The 18406-nt window shown below is 45.6% G+C and carries 16 protein-coding genes; 3 read left to right on the forward strand and 13 right to left on the reverse strand.

The window, feature by feature from the left end; all coding sequences use genetic code 11:
* Positions 1 to 129: 129 nt before the first annotated feature.
* The 3 genes from ntrB to NDI48_09665 form a co-directional block, all read right to left on the reverse strand.
* Positions 130 to 990: a nitrate ABC transporter permease gene (ntrB, locus tag NDI48_09655; GenBank protein MEP0831473.1), complete on the reverse strand. Its 861-nt coding sequence runs from the start codon at positions 988 to 990 to the stop codon at positions 130 to 132.
* A 114-nt stretch (positions 991 to 1104) separates the two neighbouring features.
* Entirely contained in the window at positions 1105 to 2421 is a 1317-nt protein-coding gene (locus tag NDI48_09660; protein ID MEP0831474.1) for an ABC transporter substrate-binding protein, read from the reverse strand.
* Between the two features lie 88 nt (positions 2422 to 2509).
* Complete coding sequence (locus tag NDI48_09665; GenBank protein MEP0831475.1) at positions 2510 to 4063, reverse strand: ferredoxin--nitrite reductase; 1554 nt, start codon at positions 4061 to 4063, stop codon at positions 2510 to 2512.
* A 1049-nt stretch (positions 4064 to 5112) separates the two neighbouring features.
* Here NDI48_09665 and NDI48_09670 point away from each other — a divergent pair.
* Both NDI48_09670 and NDI48_09675 read left to right on the forward strand, forming a co-directional pair.
* A complete protein-coding gene (locus tag NDI48_09670; protein MEP0831476.1) occupies positions 5113 to 5388 on the forward strand; it encodes a hypothetical protein in 276 nt (91 codons plus the stop codon).
* Between the two features lie 68 nt (positions 5389 to 5456).
* Positions 5457 to 6755: a HEAT repeat domain-containing protein gene (locus tag NDI48_09675; GenBank protein MEP0831477.1), complete on the forward strand. Its 1299-nt coding sequence runs from the start codon at positions 5457 to 5459 to the stop codon at positions 6753 to 6755.
* 66 nt (positions 6756 to 6821) lie between these two features.
* Here NDI48_09675 and NDI48_09680 read toward each other — a convergent pair whose 3' ends face one another.
* The 8 genes from NDI48_09680 to NDI48_09715 all read right to left on the reverse strand — a co-directional run bounded on the left by NDI48_09680 (position 6822) and on the right by NDI48_09715 (position 15472).
* Positions 6822 to 7619 carry a sulfite exporter TauE/SafE family protein gene (locus NDI48_09680; protein ID MEP0831478.1) on the reverse strand — a complete coding sequence of 266 codons (798 nt, stop codon included), beginning with the start codon at positions 7617 to 7619 and terminating at the stop codon, positions 6822 to 6824.
* 743 nt (positions 7620 to 8362) lie between these two features.
* Positions 8363 to 9172, reverse strand: coding sequence for a prohibitin family protein (locus NDI48_09685; protein ID MEP0831479.1), 810 nt, complete (start codon positions 9170 to 9172; stop codon positions 8363 to 8365).
* Between the two features lie 277 nt (positions 9173 to 9449).
* Positions 9450 to 9914, reverse strand: coding sequence for a hypothetical protein (locus NDI48_09690; protein ID MEP0831480.1), 465 nt, complete (start codon positions 9912 to 9914; stop codon positions 9450 to 9452).
* A 244-nt stretch (positions 9915 to 10158) separates the two neighbouring features.
* The gene (locus NDI48_09695; GenBank protein ID MEP0831481.1) at positions 10159 to 10824 is read right to left on the reverse strand and encodes a cadmium resistance transporter; all 666 of its coding nucleotides are present in this window, start codon (positions 10822 to 10824) and stop codon (positions 10159 to 10161) included.
* A gap of 372 nt (positions 10825 to 11196) precedes the next feature.
* Positions 11197 to 11664 carry a DUF202 domain-containing protein gene (locus tag NDI48_09700; protein MEP0831482.1) on the reverse strand — a complete coding sequence of 156 codons (468 nt, stop codon included), beginning with the start codon at positions 11662 to 11664 and terminating at the stop codon, positions 11197 to 11199.
* Positions 11665 to 11900: 236 nt separating this feature from the next.
* Positions 11901 to 12728, reverse strand: coding sequence for a hypothetical protein (locus NDI48_09705; GenBank protein ID MEP0831483.1), 828 nt, complete (start codon positions 12726 to 12728; stop codon positions 11901 to 11903).
* A gap of 426 nt (positions 12729 to 13154) precedes the next feature.
* Entirely contained in the window at positions 13155 to 13856 is a 702-nt protein-coding gene (locus NDI48_09710; GenBank protein MEP0831484.1) for a cadmium resistance transporter, read from the reverse strand.
* Positions 13857 to 13966: 110 nt separating this feature from the next.
* A complete protein-coding gene (locus NDI48_09715; GenBank protein MEP0831485.1) occupies positions 13967 to 15472 on the reverse strand; it encodes an APC family permease in 1506 nt (501 codons plus the stop codon).
* A 539-nt stretch (positions 15473 to 16011) separates the two neighbouring features.
* Here NDI48_09715 and NDI48_09720 point away from each other — a divergent pair.
* Positions 16012 to 16953, forward strand: a complete 942-nt coding sequence (locus tag NDI48_09720) for a LysR family transcriptional regulator (GenBank protein MEP0831486.1) — start codon at positions 16012 to 16014, stop codon at positions 16951 to 16953.
* A gap of 39 nt (positions 16954 to 16992) precedes the next feature.
* Here NDI48_09720 and NDI48_09725 read toward each other — a convergent pair whose 3' ends face one another.
* Together NDI48_09725 and NDI48_09730 are read right to left on the reverse strand one after the other, a co-directional pair.
* The gene (locus tag NDI48_09725; protein ID MEP0831487.1) at positions 16993 to 17454 is read right to left on the reverse strand and encodes a DUF1634 domain-containing protein; all 462 of its coding nucleotides are present in this window, start codon (positions 17452 to 17454) and stop codon (positions 16993 to 16995) included.
* A 3-nt stretch (positions 17455 to 17457) separates the two neighbouring features.
* Positions 17458 to 18294 (reverse strand): sulfite exporter TauE/SafE family protein, encoded by an 837-nt coding sequence (locus NDI48_09730; GenBank protein MEP0831488.1) that lies wholly within the window; start codon positions 18292 to 18294, stop codon positions 17458 to 17460.
* Between the last annotated feature and the right edge of the window lie 112 nt (positions 18295 to 18406).

The raw sequence follows: 18406 nt of genomic DNA on the forward strand, positions 1-18406 counted from the left end.
GGTTGAGTTTTGCAGGAGGCAGTTTTGAGCTAATCAGTTTTGAACCGATGCATGAGTTGGGTTTAGCAGATGTCTTGATTCAAAACCCAGGTAATCATGCCCTTGTTCCATTGCGTGAAAGTCAAAACTCTATTTCTGTTCTGTCTGTTCAGAGGTAAGAACCAGTCGGGAGATGAAAGCTACCAGTCGATCCAAAAGTAAACCGACAATACCCACATAAATCAAGGCGAGGATAATTTCACTGAGATTCGTACTAGTTGTTGTGTTGTAAGCGTCCCAAATAAAGGAGCCAATCCCCACACCACCAACCAGCATCTCAGCCGCAACAATGGCTAGCCATGATAAGCCAATTCCAATCCTTAAGCCAGTAAAGATATAGGGAACAGAGGCAGGAAACAAAATTTTAAAGAAATACTTTTTGCGAGACAAACGTAATACTCTAGCTACATTTCTGTAGTCTTGAGGAATCTGCTGTACGCCTACTGTCGTGTTAATAATAATCGGCCAAATTGAGGTAATGAAAATCACGAAAATGGCTGAGGGATTTGCCGCTTTTAACGCCGCCAGGGAAAGGGGTAGCCATGCTAGGGGGGGTACAGTCCGCAACACCTGAAAGATGGGATCGACTGCCCGATAGATCAAGGCATTGGCTCCAACCACAATACCCAATGAAATTCCCACAATTGCCGCTAGTGAGAAGCCAAGACCCACTCGTCCTAAACTGAAAAGGATTTGCCAACCGAGTCCCTTATCCGTTTCACCATTATCAAAGAACGGATTGATGATAAAAGGGTCCCAAGTATCCGTAAACATTTTGAGCGGACTGGGTAAATTGGAGGTAGGACTCCAACACAGAATCTGCCAGATTGCTAGGAAAATGACCAGCGCAATGAGCGGGGGTATGAAATTTTTTCCTTGCTTCTGGATGAGTGAACCAATTGTTGTTTGAATTGCTTTGGGTCTAGTACCCCGTTCCAGCCTTGCGGTCATCCGTAAATGCCTCCTAAAATCCGATGCTCAGTTGACTTATAGCGCTATTGCTGATTGCAAAAGGTTCGATTTTTTACCAGACGCGAAAATATCGTGTTTTGGTCGTTGCCGCGATTAGGCTTTCTTAATCTTGAGGCTCTTCAAATATTCTTCTGGCTTTTCTGGGTCGAACTTGACGCCATCGAAGAATGTCTCAACCCCACGAGAACTGCTAGTAGGAATTTGGGCATCGGCAACACCAAGTGCTTTAGCCGCTTCTTTCCACAAATCCTCTCTGTTGATAGAATCGACCAGTTCCTTGACCTTGGTATCAGCGGGAAGCTTGCCCCAGCGGATGTTTTCCGTCAAAAACCAAGTATCGTGGCTCTTGTAAGGATAGGAAGCATTATCCGCCCAGAACTTCATTAATAGAGGGCTATTCTCAACCACAGGGCGACCATCGCCATAGTCAATCGTGCCTTTAGCCCGACCTAGAATATCCGTTGCCTCGACATTGAAGTATTTGCGACCGGAGACGATTTTGCACATCTCTTCTTTGTTTTCCGGCTTGTCACACCACTGCTGTGCTTCCTGGATAGCCATCAAAAGTGCCTTCGTCGCTTGAGGATTTTTATCCACCCAATCTTTCCGCATGGCAAAGGCTTTCTCTGGATGGTCTTTCCACAGTTCTCCCGTCACGAGGGCAGTGTAGCCCAGTTTTTGATTGACCAGTTGGGCGTTCCAGGGTTCACCTACACAGAAGGCGTCTACCGTCCCCACTTTGAGATTCGCCACCATTTGAGGGGGTGGGACGGGTTCGTTGACCACATCCTTATCCGGGTCGATGCCAGCGGCGGCTAGCCAGTAGCGCATCCATAAATCATGGGTGCCACCGGGTAGGGTAATGGCCGTTTTGAGTTGCTTATTTGCAGATTTGGCTTTGTCAACCGCTTGTTTGAGTCCCTTGCTGTCCAAAGCCACCTTCATGTCTTTGTAAGTATTGGCAACCGAAATGGCCTGACCATTGGTATTCAACCGCGCTAGGAGATACATCGGCACCTTATCGTTGAGGGTAATCAGATAGGGCATCGGGCTTAAGATGTGTGCTCCATCAATACCCCCGGAAGCGGAACCGAGTTTCAAGTTATCACGAGTTACAGGCCATGACTTTTGCTTCTCTAGCTGGACATCTTTCATTCCATACTTTTCAAAGAGGCCCTTTTCCTTGGCAATAATCAGAGGGGCAGAATCGGTTAAGGCAATAAATCCTAACTTGGCTTGGGTTGTTTCTACTTTCGGTGCATTGGCAGCGGGGCCAGTGCTGCTAGCTGATGAGCCTTTAGCATCGGATTTCGAGGTGCTGCTGCCGGAAGAACAGCCGTGGACGAACAAAGAGGCGGCTGTAGCTGCGCCTGCGGTGATGATGAATTGCCGTCTGGAAAATTTGGTCATAGCAGAGTCTTGGATGCTGTTCAGTAGCTTGGAGGTATTCCCAATCCGTCATGGTTGGGAAGTCAAGAGTCCTTAAGGATGAGCTGAGTTAGGAGAACACGACCGCCGCTTGCTTCGGCTTGGCATTAAACTGCTCAATCAATAACTTGTGCAACACGGGTTTAAGGTCTTCGCAAGCAATGCCCTTTTGTACACAGCTACCTAGGTGGGCGTCTTTCCCAACTTTGCCGCCCATATATAAATCGACGCCTTCAACCGCTTTGCCGTCTTTACGAACCTTGGTGCCCATTAAACCAATGTCTGCCACTTGCGGTTGACCGCAGGAGTTGGGGCAACCCGTCCAGTGAACTCGCACCGGACGCGGCAAGTCGAGTTCGGCTTCTAACTGCTTAATCAGGGTCAATGCCCGATTTTTGGTTTCAATCAAGGCAAAGTTGCAAAATTGAGCGCCGGTGCAAGATACTAAAGCTCGCGTCAGGGAGGCAGGGTTAATGGAAAACCGTTCTAATAAGGGTTCAGCAAGGAAAGTGTCTAAGCGAGAATCAGGAACGTTGGGAATAATCACGTTTTGCTCAACGGTGAGGCGAATTTCGCCATTGCCGTAGACTTCAGCAATTCTTGCCAGGTCAAACATATCCTGGGCATACAGGCGTCCCATGGGGATGTGTAGACCGACGTAGTTGAGTTCGGGTTGCTTCTGAGGAAAGACACCCAGATGATCCCGCTTGTCCCAATCGAATTCGTCTTTTTCTGCCTCTGGTTGCAGGGTTCGTCCTAGGGCATTTTCGATTTCACGGCGAAACTTGTCGATACCCCATTCGTCAATCAGCCACATCAGCCGCGCTTTTTGGCGATTCGCTCTCAGACCGTGGTCGCGGTAAACTTCCAAGACGGCGCGACATACATCCACAACATCGTCAGGCGTCACCCAGGCATGTAGGGGAATCGCGGCATCACAGCGTTTGGCAGAGAAGAAGCCGCCCACGACTACGTTAAAGCCTAAAATGCCGTCTTGATAAGCCGGGACAAAGGCGAGGTCGTTAATTTCCGCATGAACGGAGTTGTCACGACCGCCTGCGATCGCAATATTGAATTTCCGGGGTAGGTTGGTAAACTCTGGGTTCCCTTTGCCTTGGTTGGTGATCATGTCTTGAACCTGTTGCACCAACTCCCGCGTATCAATCAATTCAGCGGCATCGATTCCAGCCACGGGCGAACCTGTAATGTTACGGACGTTGTCCATCCCCGATTGCACCGAGGTCAAACCCACTTGCTCAAATCGTGTAAAAATATCTGGGATATCTTCAATTCGGATACCCCGTAGCTGAATGTTTTGCCGCGTGGTAATATCAGCACTGCCGTCTTCACCGTAGCGTTGCACCACTTCAGCTAACACTCGCATTTGAGTACTGCTGAGAATACCGTTCGCTAAACGCATCCGCACCATAAACTTGCCTGGAGTCACGGGGCGGAAGAAGACTCCGAGCCACTTGAGTCTATGCTCGCGATCCGTTTCATCCATCGCTTCCCAGCCAAGTTGGGCAAATTGCTCTAACTCTGACTTAATCGCAAGACCATCTTTCTCTGCCTTGAATTTTTCAAATTTGTTGAGACTGGCCACTGGCTTGGTTGCGCTTGTCATAGGTTTTTCCTCTTCGGGGTAGCGCTCCAATGTTCCCAAGGTCTTCCAGAGCGCTAATTCGATTGCTCTTTAATTTACTGATTGCAGATAAGGTTATTTGCGCTCCATGGGAGAATTTGTATCTTCAGTTACAATATGTTTCAGTTTATGAAGAAAAAGCATAATTGCTATGCAGTTTGAACATAAAGGGGGGAATGAGAACACTATATTCAGCCCTAAGGTCGATCCAATCAAGGCTCAAAAGTTAGATGGGCTGTCAAATCTAGCCTTTTTCCTCCCCATCAGTTACTAAACACGCTCAAGTGAAAATTTTTATTAAGATTTATGGAGAGATTGCCACTAAAGGCAAATAGGTGGCAGGGCCTTGGTTCTAGGTGATTGCCTTTTGTCGGGTGAGTGTCACTTCCTAAAGTGTCACGTCCTTGAATCCGGCAGCGGCAGGGGAAGGGATATAGTTACTCTTGTGTGAGGAGATTAAAGTTACAACGAAAAAGCGCTTGGGGTCGAAACACGGCAAGACTCCCAGGCGCTTTTTCATTGACGCCCATCTTGGGATTACGGCAATCTGTGCTGGCTCCTTCAGGTGCGCTGACGCTAAGCTGATGTGCGTTGAAATTGCATCATCTTCTCCCCCAGCCTCCCCAGCTTCCCATTTTCTTACCCTGCAACTGGAATGGCGATTAGCTGATCGTTGACTTACCTCCCCTAGGGCTGCCTCCCCTCTTGACACACTAGGGGCATTATGACCTGAATTTAAAATAGGATTTGAGCAGCATCAGGTTAAGCCATTATGCGGAGTTTAATTCAGCATAATGGCTTAACTTTAGACTGAGCAATTATTCATAGAATATGAGCCTAAGCTTAAATTCGTTAATTTAACAAACCCAAAAATTGCGTATCTTTACCTAGGAGTTTAACTCAAACTTTACAACTATCAGGAATTTAATTCAAGCTTTTACCACTATCTGTCCAATTGTCTACAAATATCTACAAGCCATTTAAGCGAGTGATTAAAGATAAATAGACGCTCGGTTTGATAATTTATAATTGTGATCAAAGCCAACATGTTTGACCCAACATCAACTTCAGATCAAAGTCTCAAGCAAACTTATTTAATAGTAAGTTCCAGGCGGAGACAAGCTAAACAAACATCAGCTATTGTCTCAGAAGAATTGGCCATCGTTACCTGTAGTCTCCTGATTGCTGTATGCGCCATCCTAATGCTGATTGTCATGCAGGTGGTATCTGCTATGAGTTGGGGTACTGTCACAAGTGGGCAACTGCTCAATGGCAAAGGGTTATTCCAAGGCGGGGACAAGCTTTGACAATGGGATTTTAGATTTTGGATTTTGGATTGGGTAGAATTAATCTCGCCAAAACCAAAAAATAGATAATGTTAGAGCTTTTACAACAAGCGACTGCTGCGGCACATCAAGGAAATTGGTCATTGCTCAACCAATGCTTACAGCACCTGCCATTGGGTACGAACGCCACAGAGGTGGATGCTCAATCAGCCACTCTCAATGAGACAGATTTAGAGCAAGTCCTGAATTTGGCTTTAGAGGTTCTCGATGCAGGAGATTTTCGAGAACGCTGGGAGGTGGCTAAACTGTTTCCTAAACTGGGAGAACGAGCGATCGCACCCCTAATTGAAATTTTAGAAGATGACGAAGCGGAGATGGAGGCGCGCTGGTTTGCGGGTCGCATCTTGGCAGAATTTAATCATCCCACTGTGATAATTACTTTGGTTAATTTGCTCAGAACGGCTGAGGATGAAGACTTAGCGCTCATGGCAACTAATGCCCTTTCGAGTTTGGGGAACTCAGCCGTTAACGGTTTGGCGGATCTATTACTCGATCCAGAAACCAGGTTGTTAGCAACAACTGCACTCTCCCAAATCCGCCGTCCAGAAATTATTGAACCCCTGCTGAGTGTGGTTCACGACTCCCAGGTGGCAGTACGTTCTACAGCGATTGAAGCCCTCAGCAGTTTCCATGACTCCAGAATTCCACCTATTCTACTTGAAGCGTTGGAGGATAGTGCAGCCATGGTGAGAAAAGACGCTGTAGCGGGTTTAGGCTTGCGCTCCGATTTGTGGGCAGAATTAGATTTACTCAATCGTCTGCAACCTTTACTTTATGACTTCAATCGAGACGTTTGCCAGCAAGCGGCGATCGCATTAGGACGCTCAAAAACTGATGAGGCGGCTGAGGCACTATTTGAGGTGATTCAATCCCCCGCAACACCTGTTCCTTTACAAATCAACTTCATCCGTGCCTTGGGCTGGGTAGAAACAACTAAAGCTTTAGACTATTTAGAGCACGCACTGGCGGTTGTATCGGTGGAAGGCGTGCAGGAAATTATCACAGTACTGGGACGCGTAGAACAACCAGGGCTTAAAATTAGAGCGGCTCAGATTCTCCTCGATTTCTTCCATTCAGAACACTCAGCCGCCCAGTCTATTCCTGTCAGACAAGCGCTGACACAAGCCTGGGGTCACTTAGGAGAACAAAGTGCCATAGATGCATTGTTAGGATTATTGGCAGATCCGGCGGACAGTACCAGACTCCATGCGATCGCCGCTTTGAAAAACTTCCCTACGGCTTATCAGCAGTTAGAACAGTTGGCGATTGACGAGAACCTAACACCGGCTCTAAAACAAGGAATTGCGATCGCCCTGGCAGAATGGTGAGTTTAGTGATGAGGAATCGCCATAGCCGCAGGCCAAACGTCCTATATCAAAATCTTAATTCCCCATTTAGGCTTGATAGACCAACTTCCAACTCACCATTAATAGGATGGAATAAATCACAAAGCGGAGAGTCCGTTGAGGGGTGATTTTGCACAGCTTCGCACCCACTAATACACCCGGTACTGTACCCAACCAGATGGGTAATACCAAACTCCAGTCAACCGTCCCCAGCGTGAGGTGTCCCAGGGAAGTAAACAGCAACAAAATAGCGGCTTGTGAAATATCGGTACCCACCAACTTCCGAGAGTCAAGGCGGAAAAAGGCGATCAGCACCAGCGCAAACATCGAACCGGAGGATACGCTCGTTAAACCCACCATACAACCTAAAACGGCACCCACACTGACGGTTTGAAGACGACCCGACTTCGTTTTTAAGTCAAACTTGGGCAGTTCAGGTAACTTTAACTTTGGCACAAACGTCTTGAGCAGTAACTGCGCCAGTGCCGACACCGTGACGACTAACATCATGGCACCGATCAAGCGGAGCAGGATGTAATCCAGGTTAATGCCTCCCATATGCTGGAGCAGATATAAAATCCCGACTCCCGTCAGTGAACCGGGTACACTCCCCAAAGCCAGCCATTTGACTACTTGCAGGTCAAGGGTTTGCTGCCGCCAGTGCTTGACGCCGCCAATAACCTTCATTAATGTAGCTGCCACTACATCAGAGCTAACCGCGATCGAAGGTGGAACTTGGAACAGGAAAATCAACATCGGAGTGATGAGGGATGCTCCGCCTACTCCCGTTAATCCAACGACGATGCCAACTAAGAAACTTAAGAGCGGTAGTAAGAAGTAATGCATACAAGCTGTTCTGCCTTAGAGGGTGAGAGTGTGAAAGCGATATTTCTTCGGATAGATGCGCTTCACACTGGTAGTCCGCTTTAGCGTTTCTGCGAAAATACAGCTACGCCGACAAGCAAGACGTTGGTAGTAGACACAGCCCTTTTGCGTGAGTTCACGCGCTTCTGTCCGTAACAAAGCTTCGGTGGATTCAATCTACGGTAAGTCGAGCGACTTACGGGTATAAAATGTTATTAAAATCTTATTCGGCTTCTTGTCTAATTGGCAAGAGTTAGAGTAATTTCATCAACTCTTATTATGTTTGAGCCGTAAAGTTCATCGAATCTTTAATTCTTGTGCTATTAAAAGCAAGCCACGATGCCTTATATGGAAGCTTGGAACAATCTCCCCTAATCCCGCTTTCATCATGTGGGATTCAAGGAACTTCGAGCCGCAAGAAAAAAAACTGACTCCCTAATCCCGCTCTCATCATGTGGGATTCAAGGAACTTCGAGCAGCAGGGAAAAAAAATGACTCCACTAATCCCGCGCTCATCATGTGGGATTCAAGGAACTTCGAGCAGCCAAAAAAAACTGATATATCAACGCCAAAAATGTTATAATTTTATACTTTATTTTATCAGTGTATTTCAACCCATAGTAATTGGGAAAAATAGTCGGTTTATTTTACTTTGTTGGAAAAATATTAGAGCTTGAAAAAGGTGCTTCTCAGCTTTGATAATTTTGGTTACATCTGATTGAAACTCACTTTTCGGAATTTTTAACGAATTGGCTTAAATCTAACAATTTGACACCTCCCTTGCCCACAACCAAGGGTAGTTTTCCATCCCAGCGATCTATGGCTTGTTTGTGCAGTATCTCTGGAGTTAAAGTCACACGCAGCAACCTTTGCGCTTCAGCTTCTCCGCGTGCTAAATTCACCTTAGCCTCTGCCTCTTTTATAGCCCTTAACACGACAAACCCTGCCTTCTTAGCCTCTTGCTCGGCAATTTGTTTCGCTTCAACGGCATCACTAAATCGCGGAGAGAAGTGAACATGTACCAAAGAAATATCATCGACATCAATGTGATAATTATTGAGTCTTGTCATTAATGATTCATCTACACCCGCTTTGACTTCTCCGCGCTTGGTAATAATTTCTTCAGCTGTGTACTCGGCTATGACAGCTTTTAGTACTTCTTCTACGGCTGGGTTAATAATTCGCTCGACGATAGCTCTCTCGTCCCCAATTTGCTGAAAAGTCGCATTAACTTTTTCTGGGATAATATGCCAGTTGAGAGCGACATCGGTGAAAACTTCTTGAAGGTCTTTCGAGGAGGCTTCGGCAGCAATTTCCTGCTTTTGTACGCGAACGCTCAAATTTTTCACAGTATTAACGATAGGGATTATCAGGTGAATTCCTTCTCCGAGTACTGTGTCCTGCACTTTGCCGAACTGCATTAGGACACCTCGTTCTCCAGCATTGACAATTACGAAAGGTGAGAAAATGATAACTGCCAGCGATAAGATTAGAAGGAATCGAACTGCTCTGTAGAGAGCTTTTTTTGATGTCATAATCGGTTGATGCGGCGGATTGAGACCCTAGTTGATGAATGACTTTAAAAAGTTTATCGAGGTAGTAACTCCTGTTGGCATCACAATAAAATAGCCTTAGTCAAGAATAAGTGATTTCTGCCTAAGGCTAAACTTCCCAATATATAGCCTTTCTCAAATAGATGAAATACATCAACAGCATTAAGTAAACAGCAGTCAAGGGCTTGTGGTGTATCTCAGTTATTCGAGAACCGCTATAAATATATTAGGATTATTGAATTGCTACTTTTAATCCTGATTAAACACCAGAGAAGAGAACGGGAGCTTCTAGAATTTTAAACTGAATCAAAGCCAAAATCACAAGAGTGTAAACGGCTGAGGAAACTAAACCCATTAATAACTCTTTTTTCAAGTTACGATCTTTGGGTTGCTCCTGAAAAACATCCACAGCCCCTACTTGCATTAAGAGAATCCCTAAAATATTTGAAATCCAATATCCTGCGATCGCGCAAGGCAGGAGTAAATCGGGGTTAAACCAACTACAGATATACCCAAAGCCATAAGCAATGGGCAGGTTAAAAAACAGGTCATTCCAAAATGATAGGGGTGAAAGCAAAAATCCAAGTACCAAAAGGAATCCGCCTCTGAGCTTTTTCAACCAAACTTTGAGGCTGAATTCCTCTGGCACGAGCTGTTGTAACGACTCGGAAGCCCCCTGTCCTACGAAAGGAAGCTCGTCAATGACTGTTTTGGCCTTTTCCATCGAACTGCGTTATCCCGATATACTTACCGTAGTTTAATCGAGAGAGTCAGTAAACGTCTAGTACATAACCAGGGATTGGGGGTGAGGACTGACACACAGCATCTCTAGAGGCAATCTCCTCACCTCATTGGCGGTTGTGGTTGCCCAGCTTTTTCTTTTACGCAAGATCTTTCACGCAAGATAGAGAGGCAATAGGTTCACTCCTAGGTGGCGTAAAGCCATACCCCTTGTGATGGAGGGGGATTTAGGCTCTCAGCCACGGCAGGAGACTAAAGGTGCCTCGCTCGTACATGATAAATAGACCTAGGGCAATCAAGACAAAAGGGACAATGGCATGACCATAGCGACTCAAAACCTGAGCAATGTTCGGTTGACGCGTTAATTGGTAAGCGCAAATACACCAAACGCCTACCATCAAAAAAAAGACAATGATAATCACTCCCAGCCTGAGGAGGCTACTCCCGGCAAACAACGGAATGTAGATGCTGATATTGTCACCCCCATTGGCAAACGTTACCGCCGCCACTTGATACGTTGGGGGAGAAATCACACTTGAGAGGAAGGAGATTAGCGGGTTACGAGGTGAAGACGGCTCAAAATTAGGGGTTACCGTTTGCACCTGCGGTGTATCGTCTTTTTGCCGAGTCACCAGTTGCCTGATGCCAATGGCAATGGGTAGAAGTCCGAGTAATCCAATCCATTCGCGGGATACCACCAAGCCACCAAAAAACCCCGGTAAGCTGGCGAGGATGAGGACTGTAAAACCCAGGTACTGACCCACTACAATATGACGACGCCGGAAGTTAGCATCGACTTGAGTAAAAAATACCAGCAGGATAACGATGTCATCAATATTAGTGGCGGCGAAGGCTGTGATCCCTTCAGTGATAGCTGTCCCAAAGTCACTCATGAGGGGGTAGAGCCGAGATTCCTATAAAAAAGTGCCCATTTTGGAGAAAACACTCTGTACGTTCGCGTTTCGAGTGTACTACGTTTGAGTCTGCCTAAGATTCAGGCACAACACACGGGGAAAATCCCCAAGTAATAGCCCACCGTTTCGATAACCCCGTTATGGCCCAAAGGTGCAGCCGGAGGTCCTATGAGGATGGGGAAGAGATGCTTTAAACGCTTAAAAAAGGGGTTTACAACTCAGATTAGGTATAAACATAGCCCCTATAAATATCCATATAACCCGCTTTGCTGGCTCCTAGTGGGGTAACAAAACCTTGAATAGCAGCCGTATTCCCCTCATTCTCCTCTAACTAATCGACTTTAAGGTTTGTTATTCAAATGCAGCATTCAACAACATAGGGTTGAGGGGGGCTGTAAACACAAAATAGATGACACCAGCTCCCAAGATGGTGACGGCAAGGCTGAACAGAAGTAGCCAACGGTCAGATGGTTCATAGGTATCTTCGTCGATATCGTGGCGAACGGAAAAGTAGTGCTGGGTTGAGAGTAACACCGTGAGCAGACCCACCAATGAGAAGAGCAAACCTAATTTCCATCCCGTGCCGGGACGGGGAATCAAGGGAGGTTGAAAGTGACGAAGGCGAACGATGACAACGCCAAAACCCATCATAGCGATCGCAGTGCGTATCCATGCTAAGTAAGTGCGTTCGTTCGCTAAGTGATCTCGCACTCGCGAAGGATTTCGTCGTCCTTGTTGCTTGGTTTCTATCTCTTGAGATTTTGTATCTACCGTGGTGGCCTTAGTCTCTACTTTGGTTGGTTTGAATTGTAACTGCATCAATAACACCCCTTATTCTCGCTCAGATGTACAACTAAAACAACTAGAGAGCCTCAATATTATTTTTATTCAGAGGCTGTTGCTTGATAAATTTTGATTCCCCTCAATCTCCTCGCTCTCATCTCCACCTCAAAAAGGGTGAACTTGCAGGGAGTGAGAATTTCTCATTTTTCAGGTTGCAATCGGAGATGAAAGTGAGGATGAGAAGCGAGGGAGAACCGTTCAGACTAGACGATTCAACGCCTGTTGAGATAGCTAGGTTTCGGCGCAACGGATGAGGCTTCGGGTTGAGCCTTCGCCTGTTCCGGGGACTTGCTCTGTCCTTGCGTGTTCGGAGAATTATTGGATTCTACGACATTTTTTTCGGGGTTGGTGGTCATAACCACTAAATTATCTCCCTTCAATTTTTTAGCCGTCGGCGCATTAGCAACGCGTGTATCGATCACGGCTTGTGACACTTTGGGAATAAACCAGTTAGCTTCACCCGTTTTGAGGATTTGAGTGGGAGGGATGCTGAATTCTATCGCACCGGTGTCTGCATTAGTTCTCACGATTAACTGAGTTCCATCAACCACCTTGATTGCAGCAGGCCCTGCTAATTCTTCATTCTGTCCGTTAGAGCTTATCGTTGTTTGGGCATCACTGGGTAGATAAACACCCTGACAATCCCATTTATTTTTGGTTGTCTGACCATCAGCTAAGAAATATAGGCCATTAGCATAGGGGTAATCTTCTTCGTCATCATCATCATCAAACTTAGGTTGTGGCCCATAGACAGCGAGTGTTTTTCCCGTTGCATTTTCACACTGCCCCCAGTTGATTCCGGTCTCTAGAGCATATTTTTGAAACTCTAGTTCATCGATTTTGTTTTGGATTTGCTCAGGGTTATAATTTTCGGTTTGAGCTTGTGTCTCTTGCGCCATCTTCAAGGCATTAAGACTTTGATTTACCTCAATATAGTCAGGATTTTTGAGAAAACTTGGCTTGTCAGCCCATGAAGGTTGAGCAAACAATAAATTTGCAATCAATATCAAACTTACTAAAAGGAAATTTGCAAGTTTCATGACTTTCTCCTAGGAAAGGTTAGTGAATTGTTTTTGTGAAATTATTGGAGGGGCGAGAATTACAAACTTGTGACGACGATTCAATTCCCAAATTTGTTCAACCCGAATTTTTACGGTCGTATTATTAATCATTTTATCACCTGGTTTTATTTTAAAATTTAAATTTTATCTAATTTAATTTGCCCAAAAAATTAGGTTAATTTCATTCAAAACATGGATAAATTTATCCATGTGTTACTGAACTTATATTAATTTTTCCAAGCCAAATCATCTAACTTTTGAGAGAGATGGGAAGATGGGAAGGTAGAATTTAGAGTTGCAGTTGAACAAAAATTCCCTGCCAATATTTACCTCCAAAGCGCTGGTTCCAGTCTTTGGGACTACTCATATTCTAGGGAAACGCTCAGGTTTGACCAAGAGCCAACTTCAATTTTTGGCGAGTTCTTCCAAGCGACTGTTAATAGTGAAAAGACCAGTTAAACACAGACAACTTAATCCTAGGGCTAGTGGTGTTAACGCCTGACTTTCCAAAACAATAAACACACCTAATCCGATTAAAACGAACGGAACAAAAGTGCTGCCATGGCGACTTAAAAGGTGAGCAATTGCTTTCTGGTGAGTTAATTTATAGGCGGCGTAACACCAAACTCCAACCAGCACAAAGAATATACCCAAAATTCCCACTAAACTCTCGAAGCTACTACTGGCAAACAAAGGGACATAAATCCCAATATTGTCACTGCCATTAGCCATCGTGACAGCAGCAACACTGTAAGCTTGGGGAGACAGAAAGCTAGCGAATGAAGATTGATTTAATGGTTCAATTTCTGCCTCATCCTCTTCAGCGGAATCGCTTTCTGTGTTCAGTAAGCGCATCAGTCCGAAAGCGATGGGCACTAAGCCTAAAAGTCCAATCCAGTGGCGTGGCAAGATTAAGCCACCAAAAAAGCCGGGAAGGCTAGCTACCACTAATGCAGCGAATCCGAGATACTGACCAATAACAATATGTCGTCTACGAAATGTCGAATTCACCTGAGAAAAAAACAGTAACAGGATGACAATATCGTCGAGGTTGGTGGCACTGAAGGCAGCTAATCCGGTGGGAATTGAAGTGACTAAGTCGTTCATTTCTTTCTGTCCTGTCCTAAGGTTCTTAATTCAGTCATGTTTTACGGGTCATTAGTCCTAGATTGGGGGTTAAGTGTGGCTTAAGGACTTATGATTTCTGGACGAGGAAGTTAAAGGTCTTCAAATTCATCGAATCCCACAGGAACAGTTTCAACCTTCACTTCCCTGTTATCAAATCTGGCGTGTATGGCTTCAACGCCCTGCTCCATGGATGTCACAATTTCTGGAGAACGAAGTCTTTGTAAAATGAACCAGCCACAGGTTACGAGCAGGTACATCAAAAATAGGTAAGGAAACGCATCGTAAGGGGGTTCTGGAACTGGGAACAGCTTGCTTCCTGGAATTCCCACACTGCCCAAAACGGGAATCATCATGAACCCAATCGCCATAACCGAGAACAGGATATCTCGCAGATGCAGTTTTTTAATTTGGCGTAGGTAAACCGGAGCCGCAATTGAAATCAGGATATAGACGGTTAAAAACCCGAAACTCGCGATCGCACCCAAATATCCCATACAGTCGAACAGTTTGACGTGAAACAGTGACATCGCTGCGGGGATGAGAAAGGCAATCAGCGAACACATCGTCACGGCAACATGAGGGGTGCGGTTAGCCGCATGTGCTGAACCCAAAGATGAGTGAAACAAGCCATGACGTGCCATCGTGAAGAACACCCTAGCGGCTGGATTGATACTGCCGAGGACACAAGCAAAAAAGCTAAACAAGGCACTGAAAGCAACCAAGGTTCCCAGAAAACCCACTCCGGCTTGCTGTGCGAGAAAACCCAGGGGTTCTTCAGTGGTGGTAATCGATACTCCTGTGCCGCTAAAACCCAATATCTCAATGTAGGTCATGGAAATAAAGAAGAGACCGGCTAGGATCACACTACCCATGACGGCTCTAGGAATTGTCCTCAAGGGGTTTTTTGCTTCATCACCTAAAGAGGTAGCGCTTTCAAAACCAGAGAAACCAAACATGACCAAAACCAGCCCCATTGCCACGTTGCCTGGGGTGACATCTTGCAATGTCAATTGGGACATATCTAAGGCAAAGCCTTTGTGTGCCCAGATGATGCCTCCCAAGACGGCGATGAGAACTAAAGAGGCTCCCTCCATCCACAGCATCGCCATCGCTGAAAGCTGGATATCTTTATAGGCGGCATACCAGGAAATACCTGCGCCTATCGCTAACAACGTGATGGTCGAGGGGTGGATGCCTAGATGCCCGATTAAGCTACTGCTAAAGTTGGCAAAACCACACAGAACTGACATTCCCGTAAACAGATAAGCCAGCACCAAACTCCAGCCGCAGATGACACCTGCCGTTGGCCCCAACCCTTTGACAATATAAGAGTAGAGCGAACCTGGAGAAGCTGAGCGACTTGCAAACTGGTTGATGTTGATACTCACAAACACCAACCCAATCATGCCAATCACGAAACTTAACCAGGCACCGTTTCCTGCAAGGGCAACAATCAAGCCCAAATTTGAGGCGGGGATGGTTGTGGGTGCAATGACGGCAAAAGATTGAGCTAATACTTCCCCAAAAGGAAGACAGGCGGGCTTTAACCCATGTGTACTCCGATGTTTTTGCTTTGTCTTAGTCCTTGTACTCATAGTCCTCTAGAATCTCCTTGCACGGTCGAGCGAGCAGTGTTATGGGTGCGTTATAGGGAATTACTGCTGAGTTCGACTCAAATGGATAGGCTCTCCCTAAAATGAGTTCGATGTAACGTTGAGTGCCTTGAGTTTTGGAACTCATGCGCTGTAAGTATCTTTAATCGTTGAGTTCAGTGGCTTTTGCTGTTGAACTCAGCTATAAGATGAAAAGCTACTCTTCACGTTAGAATTGCTACTGCGTGGAATCAAACGTTTTTTCTTTTTAATTGGATAAATAAAATTGATGATAAGCTGCATGGACAGTTTCCAGGCACCCTAATGGTCTGAGGAGTCTATTTGTCAATATTTCTAATTGGGGTTAGAGCTTTCTTTAAAGGACTGTTCCATAGGATGGAGACTTATTTAAACAGCACAGGTAAGGAGCCTGGAGATCTTTAGGGTAGTTGTAATCCCGATTGCTGCGTTTGTCAGCCCTAAAGTGGTACTAAGAATTTAAGTAAAATCTGATTTGTTGGCTTGAGGGATACATACCATTAATGGCGGGGATGACGTTTGACCAACTCCGAGTTTTTCTGGTTGTGGTAGAATATTTGCACTTTACCCGTGCCGCAGAAGCACTTTACATTAGCCAGCCTGCTGTGAGTGCGGCAATCCAATGCTTAGAAGATCAATATGAAGTGAAGCTATTCCACCGTATTGGTCGCCACATTGAGATTACTGAGGCTGGGAAATTATTACAAGCAGAAGCCCAAAAAATTATCGACCAAGTCGCTTTGACAGAGCGGGGGTTACGGGAATTAAACAACCTCCAGCGGGGTGAATTAAAATTGGGTTCGAGTCTCACCATTGGTAACTATTGGTTACCGGAGAAGATTAGCCAATTTAAGCACCAATATCCTGGCATTTCGGTGAATTGTACCCTCGCCAACACGGAAGAAATATGTGAAGGAACAGCGACGGGATTGTTTGATTTAGGCTTAGTGGAAGGAGAGGTTAAACCAGCCGTTAAAAATATTCTAGAAGAAGATAGTGTAGGGGGCGATCGCTTAGTGATTATTGTAGGCCCATCTCACCCTTGGTTTCAGCAGGGAGAGGTTGCCCTCACAGAACTTTATCACACCGATTGGGTGATGCGAGAAGCGGGTTCTGGAACTCAACAAAGATTTGAGCAAGCCCTGCAAAATTGGGGAATTACGCCCTCAGATTTGAAGAGGATTTTAGTCTTGCACAGTGGCGAAATGGTGAAAGCCATCATTGAAAGCAGTGTTGGTGCAGCCGCCATTTCTGAATTGATGGTCAAAAAAGAACTCCAGCTTGATACCCTACGTGCGATTAAAGTTAAAGATCATAGAAATGGTGCTGCTGTGACGTTGGAAATCGTGCGTCCTTTTTTGAAACTGAAGCATCAGCGACGTTTTCAAACTCGTCTTGCAAAAGCTTTTGAACAGATGTTGACTCTGGGGACGCACTCTCAATAATTGAAAAAAATGTTTAGGATGTAAACATCGTGATACATCCTAAACATAGGCTCCTATCATGCTGTAAATCAGCGCCACGAGTACACATAAGGTGACAATAATATAGGTAAAATCTCGTTGACGTAGGAAGGCCAAAAAGGAAAATACGACGCGTGCGATCGGTGTGGCAATCAGTATCAGTAGTCCGAGTTGAATTAAACCACGCCGACTCCCCGACAAAACCGCTGTCAATACACCCTTTGGAGAACAAAATTCAGAGGGCGTTCCTTGAAAAAATCGATAGTCAGCCGGTTCATTACCGTGGCGAATTAAGTACAAAATGCCACCCACTAAAACGATCACGCTAGCGAGAAGAACCCCGTATTTGAGTAAATTACTGATAAACTGCTCCAAATGGCGATCGCTCTTGGCACTGTGCGGCGTGCAATCGCTAGATGGAGGGGTAAGGTTGCTCTCGCTCTCAACTTGTTCCTCATTCGCTAACTTCCCTAATGGATACACTCTTTATTGCCCCCCAGTTAGACTGTTGTAAACCATCTTGAACGCCATTACCACGAGGACAAAACTGAAAATCGTCCTCAAAATCTGAGTTTGAGATCCTACCAAAACTCTGGCTCCCAAAAAAGCGCCAGGTAGTACTCCTAACATCACCGGCATTGACAAACCTGGATCGATGTAACCCCGCGCCAGGTAAACTCCTGCTGAGGCCGCGGCTGTTACACCTATCATAAAATTGCTAGTAGTAGTGGAAACTTTGAAGGGCAGACGCATAGCCTGATCCATTGCCAGCACCTTAAATGCGCCTGAACCAATACCCAGTAATCCGGAAAGCACCCCAGCGACTAACATCACACTAAACCCAACCGGAACCGCATGAACCTGATAAGACATTAATCCATCGGCAGTGGGATAAGTTCCATTCAGTCTGAGATGATCAACTAAAGGGTCAGAAGATTCCGTATCCGGGGATTCAATTCGGGGTTGTTGTGACAGATAGGCGGAATAAAGTAAGACAATAGCCAACACAATGGTGAGGGCTTTAACCGAAACAAAGGTGGCAATCAATGCACCGATTATGGCTCCAATTGTTGTCGCGACTTCTAAAAACATTCCCAGTCGCAGATTGGTAAACCCCTTCTTAATATAGGTCGATGCTGCTCCGGAAGAAGTTGCAATGACAGAGACTAAGGAAGCGCCAACAGCGTAGCGAATATCAACACCAAACACTGAAGTTAAGAGGGGCACAATCACCACTCCACCCCCTAAGCCAGTGAGTGACCCTAAAAAGCCAGCTGTAAACGCTCCCACCCAAACGAACAGAGAAAATTCCAGGATGTTCAATGTTTATTCCTTTTTTGAGCGTCTGTTCATCTGGATCAGACTCCATCAAGTCGAAACAACTAACCCCTCGTGGGAGTGGAGTTAAAGCCTGACGTTCGCAGACAATAAACAC

The sequence above is a fragment of the Microcoleus sp. AS-A8 genome, assembly GCA_039962225.1.
Taxonomy (GTDB): Bacteria; Cyanobacteriota; Cyanobacteriia; order Cyanobacteriales; family Coleofasciculaceae; genus Allocoleopsis.

Bases quoted from the DNA above. Each gene is read 5' to 3' on its own strand.
- NDI48_09685 (MEP0831479.1), bottom strand. From the start codon at position 9,172: ATGACATCAAAAAAAGCTCTCTACAGAGCAGTTCGATTCCTTCTAATC.
- NDI48_09675 (MEP0831477.1), top strand. From the start codon at position 5,457: ATGTTAGAGCTTTTACAACAAGCGACTGCTGCGGCACATCAAGGAAAT.
- NDI48_09660 (MEP0831474.1), bottom strand. From the start codon at position 2,421: ATGACCAAATTTTCCAGACGGCAATTCATCATCACCGCAGGCGCAGCT.
- NDI48_09700 (MEP0831482.1), bottom strand. From the start codon at position 11,664: ATGCAGTTACAATTCAAACCAACCAAAGTAGAGACTAAGGCCACCACG.
- ntrB (MEP0831473.1), bottom strand. From the start codon at position 990: ATGACCGCAAGGCTGGAACGGGGTACTAGACCCAAAGCAATTCAAACA.
- NDI48_09680 (MEP0831478.1), bottom strand. From the start codon at position 7,619: ATGCATTACTTCTTACTACCGCTCTTAAGTTTCTTAGTTGGCATCGTC.
- NDI48_09665 (MEP0831475.1), bottom strand. From the start codon at position 4,063: ATGACAAGCGCAACCAAGCCAGTGGCCAGTCTCAACAAATTTGAAAAA.
- NDI48_09705 (MEP0831483.1), bottom strand. From the start codon at position 12,728: ATGAAACTTGCAAATTTCCTTTTAGTAAGTTTGATATTGATTGCAAAT.
- NDI48_09690 (MEP0831480.1), bottom strand. From the start codon at position 9,914: ATGGAAAAGGCCAAAACAGTCATTGACGAGCTTCCTTTCGTAGGACAG.
- NDI48_09720 (MEP0831486.1), top strand. From the start codon at position 16,012: ATGGCGGGGATGACGTTTGACCAACTCCGAGTTTTTCTGGTTGTGGTA.
- NDI48_09710 (MEP0831484.1), bottom strand. From the start codon at position 13,856: ATGAACGACTTAGTCACTTCAATTCCCACCGGATTAGCTGCCTTCAGT.
- NDI48_09715 (MEP0831485.1), bottom strand. From the start codon at position 15,472: ATGAGTACAAGGACTAAGACAAAGCAAAAACATCGGAGTACACATGGG.
- NDI48_09695 (MEP0831481.1), bottom strand. From the start codon at position 10,824: ATGAGTGACTTTGGGACAGCTATCACTGAAGGGATCACAGCCTTCGCC.